13 protein-coding genes are annotated in these 13,155 nt (G+C 46.5%); 6 read left to right on the top strand and 7 right to left on the bottom strand.

The genetic code is table 11. The features are described 5' to 3' along the window. The first annotated feature begins 818 nt into the window (after nucleotides 1–818). Nucleotides 819–1,223 (top strand): GNAT family N-acetyltransferase, encoded by a 405-nt coding sequence (locus Q4Q52_RS04115; protein WP_311989899.1) that lies wholly within the window; start codon nucleotides 819–821, stop codon nucleotides 1,221–1,223. A 38-nt stretch (nucleotides 1,224–1,261) separates the two neighbouring features. Here Q4Q52_RS04115 and Q4Q52_RS04110 read toward each other — a convergent pair whose 3' ends face one another. Both Q4Q52_RS04110 and Q4Q52_RS04105 read right to left on the bottom strand, forming a co-directional pair. Then, the gene (locus Q4Q52_RS04110; RefSeq protein ID WP_311989898.1) at nucleotides 1,262–1,612 is read right to left on the bottom strand and encodes a hypothetical protein; all 351 of its coding nucleotides are present in this window, start codon (nucleotides 1,610–1,612) and stop codon (nucleotides 1,262–1,264) included. 80 nt (nucleotides 1,613–1,692) lie between these two features. Then, nucleotides 1,693–2,235, bottom strand: coding sequence for a GNAT family N-acetyltransferase (locus Q4Q52_RS04105; RefSeq protein WP_311989897.1), 543 nt, complete (start codon nucleotides 2,233–2,235; stop codon nucleotides 1,693–1,695). Nucleotides 2,236–2,403: 168 nt separating this feature from the next. Between Q4Q52_RS04105 and Q4Q52_RS04100 the strand changes: the two genes are divergently transcribed. After that, complete coding sequence (locus Q4Q52_RS04100; RefSeq protein ID WP_259569351.1) at nucleotides 2,404–3,420, top strand: GGDEF domain-containing protein; 1,017 nt, start codon at nucleotides 2,404–2,406, stop codon at nucleotides 3,418–3,420. Between the two features lie 71 nt (nucleotides 3,421–3,491). Here Q4Q52_RS04100 and Q4Q52_RS04095 read toward each other — a convergent pair whose 3' ends face one another. Beyond that, nucleotides 3,492–3,722, bottom strand: a complete 231-nt coding sequence (locus Q4Q52_RS04095; protein ID WP_006080327.1) for a hypothetical protein — start codon at nucleotides 3,720–3,722, stop codon at nucleotides 3,492–3,494. 71 nt (nucleotides 3,723–3,793) lie between these two features. Between Q4Q52_RS04095 and Q4Q52_RS04090 the strand changes: the two genes are divergently transcribed. Next, nucleotides 3,794–4,210, top strand: a complete 417-nt coding sequence (locus Q4Q52_RS04090) for an META domain-containing protein (protein ID WP_006080326.1) — start codon at nucleotides 3,794–3,796, stop codon at nucleotides 4,208–4,210. Nucleotides 4,211–4,333: 123 nt separating this feature from the next. On the opposite strand, the gene Q4Q52_RS04085 is transcribed toward Q4Q52_RS04090, so the two are convergent. Together Q4Q52_RS04085 and Q4Q52_RS04080 are read right to left on the bottom strand one after the other, a co-directional pair. After that, entirely contained in the window at nucleotides 4,334–5,668 is a 1,335-nt protein-coding gene (locus tag Q4Q52_RS04085; protein ID WP_106651526.1) for a dicarboxylate/amino acid:cation symporter, read from the bottom strand. Nucleotides 5,669–5,875: 207 nt separating this feature from the next. Continuing rightward, nucleotides 5,876–6,172 (bottom strand): hypothetical protein, encoded by a 297-nt coding sequence (locus Q4Q52_RS04080; RefSeq protein ID WP_311905254.1) that lies wholly within the window; start codon nucleotides 6,170–6,172, stop codon nucleotides 5,876–5,878. A gap of 212 nt (nucleotides 6,173–6,384) precedes the next feature. On the opposite strand from Q4Q52_RS04080, the gene Q4Q52_RS04075 reads away from it, so the two are divergent. Then, a complete protein-coding gene (locus tag Q4Q52_RS04075) occupies nucleotides 6,385–6,828 on the top strand; it encodes a GNAT family N-acetyltransferase (RefSeq protein WP_006084032.1) in 444 nt (147 codons plus the stop codon). Between the two features lie 127 nt (nucleotides 6,829–6,955). Here Q4Q52_RS04075 and Q4Q52_RS04070 read toward each other — a convergent pair whose 3' ends face one another. Continuing rightward, nucleotides 6,956–8,251, bottom strand: a complete 1,296-nt coding sequence (locus Q4Q52_RS04070; protein WP_311989896.1) for an aromatic amino acid transport family protein — start codon at nucleotides 8,249–8,251, stop codon at nucleotides 6,956–6,958. 449 nt (nucleotides 8,252–8,700) lie between these two features. Beyond that, nucleotides 8,701–11,265, bottom strand: a complete 2,565-nt coding sequence (locus Q4Q52_RS04065) for an acylase (RefSeq protein WP_311989895.1) — start codon at nucleotides 11,263–11,265, stop codon at nucleotides 8,701–8,703. 257 nt (nucleotides 11,266–11,522) lie between these two features. On the opposite strand from Q4Q52_RS04065, the gene yjjX reads away from it, so the two are divergent. Together yjjX and Q4Q52_RS04055 are read left to right on the top strand one after the other, a co-directional pair. Continuing rightward, on the top strand, nucleotides 11,523–12,083 hold the full coding sequence (gene yjjX, locus Q4Q52_RS04060) for an inosine/xanthosine triphosphatase (protein WP_063884160.1): 561 nt from the start codon (nucleotides 11,523–11,525) through the stop codon (nucleotides 12,081–12,083). Nucleotides 12,084–12,087: 4 nt separating this feature from the next. Further along, complete coding sequence (locus Q4Q52_RS04055; protein ID WP_259509583.1) at nucleotides 12,088–13,137, top strand: bifunctional helix-turn-helix transcriptional regulator/GNAT family N-acetyltransferase; 1,050 nt, start codon at nucleotides 12,088–12,090, stop codon at nucleotides 13,135–13,137. Nucleotides 13,138–13,155 lie beyond the last annotated feature (18 nt).

Below are 13,155 nucleotides of genomic sequence, written 5' to 3'. Positions count from 1 at the left end.
AGTACAAGGAGCATATGACTCCGAAAGGACGATAAGCAGCAAAGGCGCGGTTCTCATTAAGGCCAGAGAACAAAGATTCTCACAAACAGGTCGGATATACGTACGCAGTATTACTTTCTGTTACTCAAAAAGTGGTTGATCTATTCGAGGTGTCCATATACGGACTTGCTGCGTGTCGGTGAGCGAATGCCATGGCTCATCATAAGCCAACACTTAAAGAATTAAATGACCAAGTTTGATCCTTCAGCAGTGCTATCCAGAAATTCTTAAAGTACTTCTGTCCAAAAGTATGTTACGTAATCTTTTCAATCTACAGGTTCCGCTAATGCCAAAAAGGTGAGCAATGGTGATTGGCGAGACGACCGTCCGCCCCATGGACGGGGCGGTCGAGCATCCAAGGACGGACTAGCTGCGTGTCGGTGAGCGAATGCCATGGCAAGCCTGTGTGAGTGGATACCCGTAAACGCTAAACTTCTAACAACTGAAATTACTGCTCCCAAAACACTACTTTCCAACACATTTCTGTCCAAAAGTATATTGTGTAATCTTTTCAATCCACAGGTTCCGCTAATACCAAAAAAGTGAGACATGGTGATAGCGAGACGACCGTCCGCCCCATTGACGGGGCGGTCGAGCATCAAAGGACTGACGAGCGAATGCCATGGCAAGCCTGCGTTAATGGATATCAGCCAACGAATCTAAATGCTATTACTCACCTTTAGTGCATTAAATCTAACGCACTTCTGTCCAACATTGAGTTTACTGATAGTTGCTATATGATTTGAAAGCAAAAAAATATTTTTAAGGAAGAAATTTAAGTGAAATTTGAAGTTATTCATGAAGAAAATAACGCGATTGTGGATGCGCTGGTAGACGGCGTTAGGCAATTTAATGCTGGGCTATTAGGGCCTGAGAAATCAGTGCCTTTGACTGTCATAGCACGTGATGAAAATGGCAAGTTGATTGGTGGTGTGGGTGGACGGACTATCTATAAAAACTTCTTAATCAATGTTGTCTGGGTTGATGACCAAACCAGAGGCACAGGGCTTGGGCATAAACTGATGGAGCTTGCCGAAGCTGAGGCGAAGCAACGGGGATGCCTGGTCGCTCAAGTGGATACCTTATCGATTCAAGCCCCTGTGTTTTATGAAAAACAAGGGTTTGAGATCATAGGCACAGTCACCACTACCCCTCAGCGCATCTTTCTGATGAAGAAGTATTGATCAAAAAAGCGATTGAGAAACGGACTGAATAAGCGCACTTAGCAATGGTCGAAATGGGCGTTTTGCATGCAGAGTAGACCAATCTGCTCTTGGGATAAAATGGCGCACTCCAGCGCCTTTTTTGTATTCGCGCGGCGGACTTGCGCATCGCTCAGTTGCGTTATCGTCGCCGAATAGGCATTGGTTCGGCCACAATCGAGCCAAATATTCCCCACTTGTACCCAATAATGCTGCGCTTGCCCTGAGTCTAAGACAAACTCGACTTCAAATCCCCTCGCCTCATATTCATGGTGGGAGCATTCAGATAAGACCAATCTCAAGTTGTCCCAAGCCGATAAATTGACTTCGGCATAGGCCGTTAATAGTGACTCAACAAATTGTACATTCATGTATTTATCTCCGTTATTTAACCTGAACTCGGGTTATTTACACAGTAGAGATTAAATCCTTAATTTCTATCATCGAACAACTAAGCTTGGGTCGCTGCCGCCATTAAATAGTAATCCCGCGCTGAGACGGTGAAAAAATCCACTACCTGCATGTGCGCTTTTCCCGAGTGGGCGGCAAAGGAACGTTCATTATCTTCGGCGATAAAGGTCAACATATAGCTAAAATGCGGGGCAACTTGGCGACGAATTTCACTGACTAATGCCTCAAAAATCCCTTGTCCACGGTAGGCTTGCTGTACCCAAATCGGCCCGTATTGGCAAGAGTTGGCCTTAGTTAATTTAGGCCCATCCCAATCGAGTTGTGGCAAACGATTCAACAAAGTGCGGTAAATGGGCCAATGTTCGAAAAATCCCCAGCGGCCGGCAATCACATAACCGACGATCTGCTGCTCAACCTGCGCCACTACGACCCAATGATGCTGCACTAATTCGCTCAATTCACTGTGAGAAAAAGCTTGCCCTTGCAGTCCCATATTGGCGGAGGCTAATTCGTCATTAAGATGTTTTTTCTCTAGCATCGCTAATAAATCAACATCTTGGGGTAAGGCTAATCTAATCTTCACAGTGTTCTCACGGCATCATCTTGGCTTTAGGCCCAATTTAAGGCCGTCAGTATACTCGGTTGGATTAATAGACACAGCTAGAACAAGGTATTATTTAGTGCCTTGATTTGCTAAATCCCCTTTTATTTCCCAAACTTAATGAATATTTAGCCCTAGTTAGGCGTTTGTATGTTGCCCGAAACCATTAATCCCAACTTGAGTTTACTTGATAGCGACAATCAACAAGTGAATCTCACTCGCTGGATGCACCAATGTGAGCTAATCAACAGCTATTACAACGCTAACACGGTTTTTATATTCCAAAAGACCAGCGCAGGATTTGAGATCATTGTCAGTGCAATCACTGAAACACCACAATTTACCGCGGGCACTTTGTACTCCGCAGAACTCGAACTTTTTCAACAGATACAAAATAGCCAACCCGACGGTTTATATCAAAACCTCGGCAGCTTTATGTTGGATGATTTACCACGGGATTTTGATGGCATTCAGCACATTCTCTCGCGCCCAATTGCTTGGCCCGATGGCAGCCAATTTGGCGCCCTGTGCGTACTCAACCCACATATGGCAGACCCGCTAGCCAATGCCGCTATGCTCGAACCGTTTCAGATATTGCTGCAACAGGAATTATCTCTGCTGTGCCAGAACCATCGCATTGAATCCCTTTCGATGCGCGACCAAGAAACCGGCATGCTCAATCATTATGGTTTTTTGATGATGGCGCCAAGACAGCTCAATTTAGGCCGCCGCTTTGGTGCCCATGCAGGCATCATCTTCTTTGAATTACTGAGCCCAGATAACACGCCCATCCCCCTCGAAGATAATCATCACAGGCTGTTGGGTAAGTTAATTCAAGATACGATACGGACCGCAGACGTTGCCGCCCACTACAACACCACGCAATTTGTGGTACTGGCCTTTGTCGATGGTGAGCGGGATATTCAGCATATTATGAAGCGGGTAGAAAAACAGTTAGAACAACAAAACCACCAGCTTAAACTCGATGCGAGTTACAGTTTCTTCACTCCAGAATCCAGTGCAAAACTCGCGCCCATGATGGAACTCGCGCGGGGCAAACTTGATTCAATGCAACCACCAAAGCCTGAGGTTGAAGACACGCCAGTTAAGCCCGCCATAGACTCAAGCTTATACGATAATCCCGCCGCAGATTCGGCGGCGCTTTAAGTTAATCAAGCAGTGATGTAATCAATTTTAGGCTTAACTGAAATGTAGATTTAATTTGAGGCAGCAAAAAATCACTTAGATTGCTCATCCTGGCGCTTCGCCCACTGGATAAACAGCACCACGGGATAGGGTGACATTAGAACCAACCCTAAGCCAATCAGGCTTGAGATCAGTAACATGCCGCTTATCTCTAGACTCCATTGCGTCAACATATAGAACCCAAGTCCACAAACTAGCATCAATACACCTAACCAATGTAAAAACTTCAACAAATTCATAGTACTTTTAAATGAGTCCGTCATATAAACCTCTTTAGATCTTGAGTAAAACTTGTCACACTATGGCCATAACCATGGAAAAAGGAACCGTAACGATGTTAAAACAAACATTCATCTTAGGTGCGCTACTGTTAGGACTCACCGCCTGCCAAAGTACCGATGTCGCCCAAAATGAGACCATTCCATTAGAGGGCAGCTGGCACATTGAGATGGTTCAAGGCCAACCGACTATCGATTACAGCCCAGCGCAAATCACCTTTGAGGCCGAAGGCAAATTACACGGCAACAACAGCTGTAATAACTTTTTCGGTCAATATACTCAGCAAGGCCAAGAGCTTAAGCTATCTCCTGCCGGTAGCACAATGAAAGCCTGTGTCGATGCGCTAATGCAGCAAGAGCACAAAGTGATGCAAGCAATGCCATTAGTGGCTAAAGCTAAGCTAGTGCAAGGTCGCCTGACGCTACTCAACAGCGACGACAAGCCAGTGCTAATCTTGAGCCAACTGAAGTAAGCCCTGTGAAGTAAGCGAACTGAAGTAAACTCAACGAGATAAGCTTCAGCAAAGTACAATTGACTCGCATAAAAAAACCGCCATTGGCGGTTTTTTCGTTCTACAACCAGCAGCCGAAGACGACTAGACTTTAGCGCTTTGCTCAGCCGCGGTTTCGAGGGCGATATTCTGCTCGGCTAGCACGGCACTTTGCACCATATCGGCATTGTAGTGCTCCATATCCAATTCATCCTCAGATTTAGCAATCACAGTTGTCGCCACTAAGTCACCGGATACGTTAACTACCGTGCGTGCCATATCCAAAATCCGGTCAATCCCAGCAATTAACGCCACGCCTTCCAAGGGTAAACCGACTGTCGATAATACTAACGTCAACATCACCAAACCCGCGCCTGGTACGCCCGCCGTACCAATTGAGGCTAAGGTCGCCGTTAAAATAATGGTGAGGTAATCTACCCAAGTTAAGTCAATACCAAAAGCTTGGGCGACAAAAAGAGCCGTCACACCTTGATATAAAGCGGTGCCATCCATGTTAATAGTTGTACCCAGCGGCAATACAAAACTGGAAATTTTCTTGTTCACACCTAAGTATTCGCTGGCGCATTTCATGCTCGCAGGTAAGGTACCCGCTGAACTAGAGGTAGTAAATGCCACAGCCATTGCATTACTGATCCCCTTGAAAAAATGTAGAGGATTCAGCTTAGAAAACATACTCAAAACAATACTGTAGAAGCCTAATACGTGAATAATGCAGCCAACGTAGACGGCAACAATAACCTTAAGCAGAGGGAGTAACATTTCAATCCCGTATGCTCCCGCCACCCAAGCCATCAATCCAAATACGCCATAGGGCGCCAGCTTCATCACCATATCGGTTAACTTGTACATGGCTTCAGCAAGACTCTCGAACACTTTAATCGCTGGTTTTCCATGGTCACCGATCAACACTAAGGCAATCCCTAAGGCAACCGCAAAAACGATAACTTGCAAGATCTGACCGTTAGCTAACGCCGCGATAGGGTTGGTTGGGACTATATCAATCAGAGTCTGCATTACCGAAGGCACTTCCTTCGCTACATCAGAAACACCTGAGGGTAAGGGTAAATCAAGACCCGCACCAGGCTGGATAACATATCCAACGGCCAATCCAATACTGATAGCAATTGCCGTAGTACAAAGATAGAAAGTAAAGGACTTAAAACCAATCCGGCCCATCTTGGCAGTGTCTTCCATCGAAGTCACACCCACGATCAGTGAACAAAACACTAACGGCACAATCAACATCTTAATAATATTGACGAATAAGGTTCCAATCGGTTTTAACACCGTCGCTTGCTCACCTAATACTACGCCAACCGTAATTCCGAGCACCATACCGACTAGAATTTGTAGCCACAGAGGCACTGACATCCAGTAGGACCATGTACGGCCTAACATTGATGACGTTTGTTTTGACATGTTAATAACCTTGAATTTGAAATGAAGAACGGGCGAATGCCTATCCTTGGCTGGCACTAATTTATTCCCCAAATTAGCTGAGCGCAGAGTCTAGCATAACGGGCAAAAATCTAAGGATGATCTGTATCACGTTGATGCCAACCGCCGTAAAACCAGCCAAATATGCCAACGACATCGACCAACGCGACTGCATACTTAACCTTTATATTAAGCATCAAAATAGACTGTCACCATAACGGGTGCAATTTGCTGACGATAAAGCGCTGCTGGCGGTTGCTCACGTTCAATCAAGTAACTCCAGTAATCGTCATCAAAACCACTGAAAATAAAGTCAGACTTACCCTTAGCTTTCAAGATCAACCACCACCAAACTAATCCCCATAAACCAAAGCTCAATAAAGTGAATACAAAGTGTAAACGATGATTAATTTTCTCATCAGCACCAAGATCAAAGGCAGGTAAAACCTTAAGCTTATAGCGGCGTGTCGACTTAACGAATCCCATCATTAGCTCACTTAGTTCAAAAAGGGCACTAGAGATAAGCCTAGCAGATAAGACTTTAGTCGTACAAAAATCAGCGGTAACAAATAATATCAGCGCCAAACCTGCCACTGCCGAACTCGTTATCCCACAATGTTCCATGCTAAAGTGAGCCACAAAATGGTTGTTCACTAAACAAGAGCGGTATTACTCAATAACCGCCTAGGAGTTGTTGTATGTTGATCCGTAAAGCTAAAGCTCAGGACCTCAGTGCCTTAGTCCAATTTAATCAGGCGATGGCCCAAGAAACCGAAGGCTTAGCCTTAGATGAAGCGACACTAACCCGCGGCGTGGGCACGCTACTTGAAAGTCCGCAAAAAGGCTTTTACCTCGTCGCCGAAATTGAAGGTGAGATAGTCGGCTCGCTTATGGTGACATTTGAATGGAGCGATTGGCGCGCCAAGGATTATTACTGGATCCAGAGTGTATATATTCGCCCGCAAAATCGTCGCCAAGGCATTTATGGCAAGCTCTACAGTGAAGTCAAACAACTGGCCGAAGCCAATGGTGGCGCTGCCAGCTTCCGTTTATATGTTGAGCAAGAAAACCTCGCCGCCCAGCAGACCTATCAAGCCTTAGGGATGAAGCAGAGTTACTATTTAATGTACGAAGAAAAATAAGTGCTTCAATAGCTTATTCGTAATAAAAAAGGATCGGGCCAATGGCACGATCCTTTTTTTACGAGTCACGATTCAGATTAAAAACCTAACGCTAACTCCTCGTTAAGCTTCACTGCACTAGTAAAACTTAACGGAAGAAACCAAACAGAATCGCCGTCATCGCCAGTAAACCTGCAATGATCACGAAGATATTGCTGATACGGCCACGATAGGCTTTTAACGCTGGCACTTTATACACGGCATACATAGGCATCAAGTACAGGATGGCCGCGATAATTGGGCCGCCTAAAGCTTCAATCATGCCTAGGATACTTGGGTTGATCACAGCCACAGCCCAGATAGTGACAAACATAAAGCCTAGGATGAACTTGTTAATCTTAGCGTCAGCGACTGATTTGCCGCTTGAGCGTAACTGCTTAACGATCACGCCTTTCATGCCTTCTGTCGCGCCCATGTAATGGCCGAAGAAAGAGGACACAATCGCGATAAAGGCGATTAACGGGCCAAAGTAGCTCACAAAACCACTTGAATGCACGTTGGCTAAGTAAGACAGAATCGGTAAGTTCTGCGCTTTCGCTTCTGCCAATTGGGCTGGCGATAACGACAGCACACAAGAGAACACAAACAACATCACAAAGCCCACTAACATCATCGAAGTGTTACGTAAAATCACGTCAGCTTTACGAGAAGCATTGGCGCCGTGGTCACGTTTCAGTGACACTGAAAACTGTGAAATCGCAGGAGAATGGTTAAAGGCGAACACCAATACTGGGATCGTTAACCACACTGTGCCTAAAAATGCACCCGCTTCTGGCACAACTTGCAAGGCATCCATTTTCCATTCTGGGATCAGGTAGAACGACATAAAGGCCAAAATACCCACCAGCGGATATACCAGCAATTGTGTCACTTTCAGCATGAACTTCTCGCCCGCAACCATCACAGCCATCATACCGAGGATCAATACACCCGATAAAATAAAGCGTGGTGGCGATGCCATGCCCAACTGATTGACGATAAAGCTATCGACTGTGTTGGTAATACCCACACCGTAAATTAATACAATCGGATAGATGGCGAAGAAATACAGTATGGTAATGGCTTTACCCGCACCCACACCAAAATGTTCTTCTACTACTTGGGTGATGTCGCTGCCGGGAATGCTTGATGAACAAACAAAACGAGATAAACCGCGGTGGGCAAGATAGGTCATAGGACCGATGATCACTGCCATTAGTACGAGAGGCCAAAAGCCGCCCATGCCCGCATTGATGGGTAAAAATAAAATTCCAGCGCCAACGGCTGTGCCAAATAAACTCAACATCCAAGTCGTATCTTGGCGAGTCCAAGGTAAGTGTTTCGTTGAATCTAGATTCTGTGTGCTTTGAGGTGTTCCAAGAACACTGATCGCATCTTTTTGCATATAAAAGTTACCTTACGGTGTGACTAGCATAATAAATTCGCGCTAAGGATAACCAAAAAAAGCTCATAAAAGTTGATCTGACACGGCTTTATGTAAGGGAATTTCATAATAAACTGATATTGAGATCTAGATCGCTGATTTAATGTAATAAATTTTCAATATAGCAGCAAAAAACACACATAAAAAACCGCTTAACGACACAATATTTTCACCTCAAACCAAAGCCAGTGACATAGCATAAGCGCCGAGAAAAACACCGAATTGGATCTAGGTCACAAAAAGCCATAAAACGAGATCCAATGCCGCATATCGATAGCTAAAGTCGATCAAGATCACATCCGCTAATGTTAAATTTTTACAAATCGCTATCAGTCGCAAACGCCATAAAAAACGGCTCACTGCGGAACCAACGCCGAAGTGAGCCGTTAACGATTAACGCAAAATCAGACTTAAGGTTTCTGTAGCACAAGCTCAGTGGTCGACACCACGGCTGGCGCTATATCGGCCTCTTTGAACAATAACGGACGGAAACTTTTCTCGCTTGAGTACAAAATGCTTTGATCGGCAAACGCTGGCGTTAGGATATTACTCGACTCAGAGTAAGTTAAAATTCCCCGCGCCACTGGCCCTTCGTCAGTAAAGTTCACCGCCATCATCCAGCTCGACCCATAACGCACTTGGTATCCCTTCGCCGTTAAGCCAGAACTCATCGCCTTGCCAGTAACCACGTCCATCACAGGTGCGTACTTGTGCTGCGGGATTAAAGTGTCGTCACCCGACAGACTGGTCGAGAACACGTTGAATCCACCCTCGGCATTGTGGCTACCAGGCCAAGGTAAACGCGACCCGCTTGGCGTCCCGTCCGGCAGCGATTTCTCCACAAATTGCACCTCACCCAATGGCGCATCTAAGGCAAAACCCGCCGCCTCAAGATTCAGTGCGCTATGGGCCAAGGCCACTAAGGCGCTGCCATCTGTGGTCAAGGTTTTAGGTGTCGTCGCCGCATTGGCGGGATCGAATCCTTGGGTCAACATGGTCGTTTGGCTGAATTGGTGGGCAAATTCACGCAGTAAAGCACCGCCTTTGCTGTCGTTATCTTGCTTACCATTCCACGCTTTTAACGCCGTGCACGCCGAAGTGACATCCTTAGATAAACTCGCCGACACCACAACAGGCGTGCTGCCTTGGGCATCACACTGGGCAATCAAATCAGGCAGCACTAACTCAGCAAGATAACTGCGATTAGACAACACCGCCGCTTCGAGTTCTTCCAAGCTAAACTTGCCATCTGCCCCCGCCGCATCTTGCATTAAGCTCAAGCCCATCCGCGTTCGCAGCGACAACTGCCCCGCTTCTGGTCCATACATGGGCGAGAAATAAGTCAGCGGTTCATTCAAGTTAGTCGACCAGAATGAGTCATTAGAGTTTTGCACAAAGTCAGTACGCTCAAGCTTGGGCGCACGCTCATAGGGTGTTGGACCATCAAAACTAAACAACGATGTGTTACCGGGTAAAATCGTAAATCCGGCCTTAGCCTTAGCCGCTTTAATATCCGGTGAGGTTTTTAACAACACCACTGCCGATTCAGACAATCCAGGGACTGTCGAGTCGTCGATGTAGAAAGCATTGCCCTCTTTATCGGCGTACATAGTGTTATTGAAGATAACGCCGTCGTAATCCTTGAAGGCCTGTTGGAACTCTTCTTTATTGGTCGCCATGTCCATCGCCAACCAATGGTCAACGGGGTCCATATTGCCCATGTTGGCGTCTTGGATCATAAAGGCGCTGCCATCATCCCAACCAAAAGGCGCTAAAGCAGGTGGCGCTTCAACCATAGGGCCTTTTGCCGTGGTGTAAATATCCTTCTCGGCCACTAACATGCCGGCAGGACCTGCATTCACCAGAATCGATACTGTCTCTTTGGTGATTGGCATTGGTTTGCCATCGAACAGATATTGCATCCGATCGCCCGAGACTAACTCTAAGTTATACATCACAAAATGTTCGGCGGTTGAGAAGGTATGAGTCCAAGCTAAATCTTTGTTGAAGCCGATATTAATCGGCCCAGGCATACCCACAAGCGAGCCGCCCATCATGTCTAAATGCCCAGGGATCGTAATATGGGACTGCCAAAAACGCAGGTTACCCGTGTGTGGGAAATGCGGATTGCCGAGCACCATGCCTTTACCGTTTTCGGTTTTATCTTTACCTAAACCCCAACCATTAGAGCCTAATCCTCGGGGATTGGTCTCTGGCGTGGTGATGCGGGCCGCGCGGGCAATCAACTTAGACTGCATATCGGCCACAAATGCGGTTTGGTCTTGGCTTGGTGCAGGCCCTACGATACGCGGCATATATTCCTGCGCATCTCCCGGGTTCGCGTAAAAAATCAAATCGAGGAAGTTGGCGGCGCCCGGTAACAAAGCGATTGAAAACAGATAAGTTACCACATCCTCTGGCACTATGGGTTTAACCCAAGGCTGACCGCTACAGAAAGGTTCTGCCGTTTGTGTACCCGCTTCAACATCGGCCAGATATTGGTTATAACCAGAGGTAAAACCTTGGATCAGCGCCCGAGAGTTTTCACTAAACTGTGGCCATTTTTCTTCGGCTTGCGCTCTGATCTTTAGCGCTTTATAGGCAAAATCTGAGATAAGGTTACCGTTATCTTCCGCCGTAGGTTGACCCGTAGTGAAGTCAATCGACGCATGGGGACCAAAATACATAGAACGCTGTGAGTTCGCCTTGATAAAACCATCGGCTAATACACATAAGTTGTCCTGTGCCTGCGCATAACCGCTACCAAAACCTAAACTTTCTAAGTTGTCAGCTTGGATATGCGGCACGCCATAGGTCGTACGGCGAATACTGGCTTTGAGTAAACCATTGGGGGCAAAAGTTTGCAGTTGAGTTTCAGGTTCGGTAGGCGTAGTGCTATCTTCGCTATCATTACAGCCGGCGAGTATTACACCGCAGGCCATCCCCATAGCGATCACGAGTTTGTTGAATTTCATTATTATTATCTCTTGGTTTTGGTTCCTTCAATGACATAGCCTTACTGCTTATCCCAGCCTACATTACTGAAGGAGCAATAGTCATATGTCGCTTCCTAGTCCCTAAGGCTGGCTATTGCCTCCCCTACTGTTGGCTTTTTACTGAGCTTCGCCGACGACTGTGGCAGAATAGAAAACCCAAACGCTTAGACACCTCAGACCATTTAAGCAATGATTCAAACGAGCGTCCACATTAAAAGCTGAAATAAACAACTTATATGCAACAAAAAATTATCAAGATAAAAGTGGGTTCTAAAAACCCAGTAAAAATCAACGCGGCAACCAAAGCGATGGCACAACTGTTCCCCGAAAGCATTATAGACGCAAGCGGTATGGATGCGCCTTCAGGTGTTGCGGCGCAGCCAATGACAGATAAAGACACTCGCCAAGGGGCGATTAATCGGGTGCACTACTGTCAACAGCAGGATCTACAAGATACTCAAGCCGACTACTATTTTGCGATGGAAGGCGGTGTCGATTGTTTCGACTTTGGCCCAGCCACATTCGCCTACATCGCCATTGGGCATAAAGACCAACTTGCCATTGGCCGCAGCGCAATTTTACCTTTGCCAATGCAGGTTTATCGGGCATTAGAAGCAGGCGAAGAACTCGGGCATGTGATGGATAGATTGTTCAATACTGTCAATATCAAACAAAAAGGCGGTGCCATAGGTTTGCTCACCCACGGCCACGCGACCCGTGAAAGTAATTACACCCAAGCGATTATTCTCGCCATGGCGCCGCTATTAAATCCCGATATTTACGCACAAACTTGTTAGTAACATGTTGCAAGCGCAGTTGAAGCCCGCTAACTTAGTTGTGACATGCAACCAAACCCATTCGACTATGGCTCACACAGACGCACCATCGACTCCAGATCCAGTTAAGCCTGTAATTCACGCTAAGCAAACGGCGGAGTCAGGCTCATCCGCCCAACTCAGGCACTTATCTCGCTATCTGGTGAGGAATTTAGGCATGCTCAATGCCGCCTTTGGGGATCTCCCCTTATCGCCCGTGCAAGCCCACGCCCTGTTTGAGATAGGCAAGCAGCCGCTGACCATCAAAGAGCTGGCCTGCAAACTCAGCATAGATAAGTCCAATGCGAGCCGAGCCATTAAGCATCTGATTGATAAAAATCTTGCCCAGAGTCAAATACACCCACGGGACAGTCGCTGTTTAGTAGTACAACTCACGCCCGCGGGGAAGAAGTTACTCCTGAAATTAGATACTCAACAAAATCAATTATTTCAAGAGATCTTAGCCCAACTGACTCCGGCACAAACCTCACAAATTGAAGAGGCACTTATGTTATATAACCAAGCCGTACATAACGCCAAACACCAAAGTGGCTGTCACATTCGCCAAGCCACAGCCCAAGATGATGCCGCGATTGCCAAAGTCATCCGCGATGTCTCGGCCGAATACGGCTTAACCGCGGATAAAGGTTATAGCGTGGCCGACCCGACCTTAGATTGCCTCAGCCAGATTTACTCCCAAGCGGGCGCCAACTATTGGATTATTGAATTAGAGGGTCGCATTCTAGGCGGCGCCGGCATTGCGCCGTTAGCCAACAATGAGGGTGTTTGTGAACTGCAGAAAATGTACTTTATGCCCGAAATTCGCGGTAAAGGACTCGCAACACGCGTAGCACTAATGGCACTCGATTTCGCCCGCGAAACGGGTTATCAAAGCTGCTATTTAGAAACCACAGCCGCGTTAAATGAAGCCGTAAAACTCTATGAGAAATTGGGCTTTGTACATCTATCCGCTCCCCTAGGGAATACAGGCCACGACGCCTGCGAAATGCCAATGCTGCTAGAGCTGAATAAATAGAATACAAAGCGGAATTCA

The sequence above is a fragment of the Shewanella sp. SP1S2-4 genome, assembly GCF_031932075.1.
Taxonomy (GTDB): domain Bacteria; phylum Pseudomonadota; class Gammaproteobacteria; order Enterobacterales; family Shewanellaceae; genus Shewanella; species Shewanella baltica.
This window is presented reverse-complemented; position numbering and strand designations above follow the sequence as displayed.

Excerpts from the sequence above, each read along its gene's own strand:
- Q4Q52_RS04110 (WP_311989898.1), bottom strand. The coding sequence starts at position 1,612 with ATGAATGTACAATTTGTTGAGTCACTATTAACGGCCTATGCCGAAGTC.
- Q4Q52_RS04100 (WP_259569351.1), top strand. The coding sequence starts at position 2,404 with ATGTTGCCCGAAACCATTAATCCCAACTTGAGTTTACTTGATAGCGAC.
- Q4Q52_RS04095 (WP_006080327.1), bottom strand. The coding sequence starts at position 3,722 with ATGACGGACTCATTTAAAAGTACTATGAATTTGTTGAAGTTTTTACAT.
- Q4Q52_RS04090 (WP_006080326.1), top strand. The coding sequence starts at position 3,794 with ATGTTAAAACAAACATTCATCTTAGGTGCGCTACTGTTAGGACTCACC.
- Q4Q52_RS04085 (WP_106651526.1), bottom strand. The coding sequence starts at position 5,668 with ATGTCAAAACAAACGTCATCAATGTTAGGCCGTACATGGTCCTACTGG.
- Q4Q52_RS04080 (WP_311905254.1), bottom strand. The coding sequence starts at position 6,172 with ATGGGATTCGTTAAGTCGACACGCCGCTATAAGCTTAAGGTTTTACCT.
- Q4Q52_RS04075 (WP_006084032.1), top strand. The coding sequence starts at position 6,385 with ATGTTGATCCGTAAAGCTAAAGCTCAGGACCTCAGTGCCTTAGTCCAA.
- Q4Q52_RS04070 (WP_311989896.1), bottom strand. The coding sequence starts at position 8,251 with ATGCAAAAAGATGCGATCAGTGTTCTTGGAACACCTCAAAGCACACAG.
- Q4Q52_RS04065 (WP_311989895.1), bottom strand. The coding sequence starts at position 11,265 with ATGAAATTCAACAAACTCGTGATCGCTATGGGGATGGCCTGCGGTGTA.
- yjjX (WP_063884160.1), top strand. The coding sequence starts at position 11,523 with ATGCAACAAAAAATTATCAAGATAAAAGTGGGTTCTAAAAACCCAGTA.
- Q4Q52_RS04055 (WP_259509583.1), top strand. The coding sequence starts at position 12,088 with ATGTTGCAAGCGCAGTTGAAGCCCGCTAACTTAGTTGTGACATGCAAC.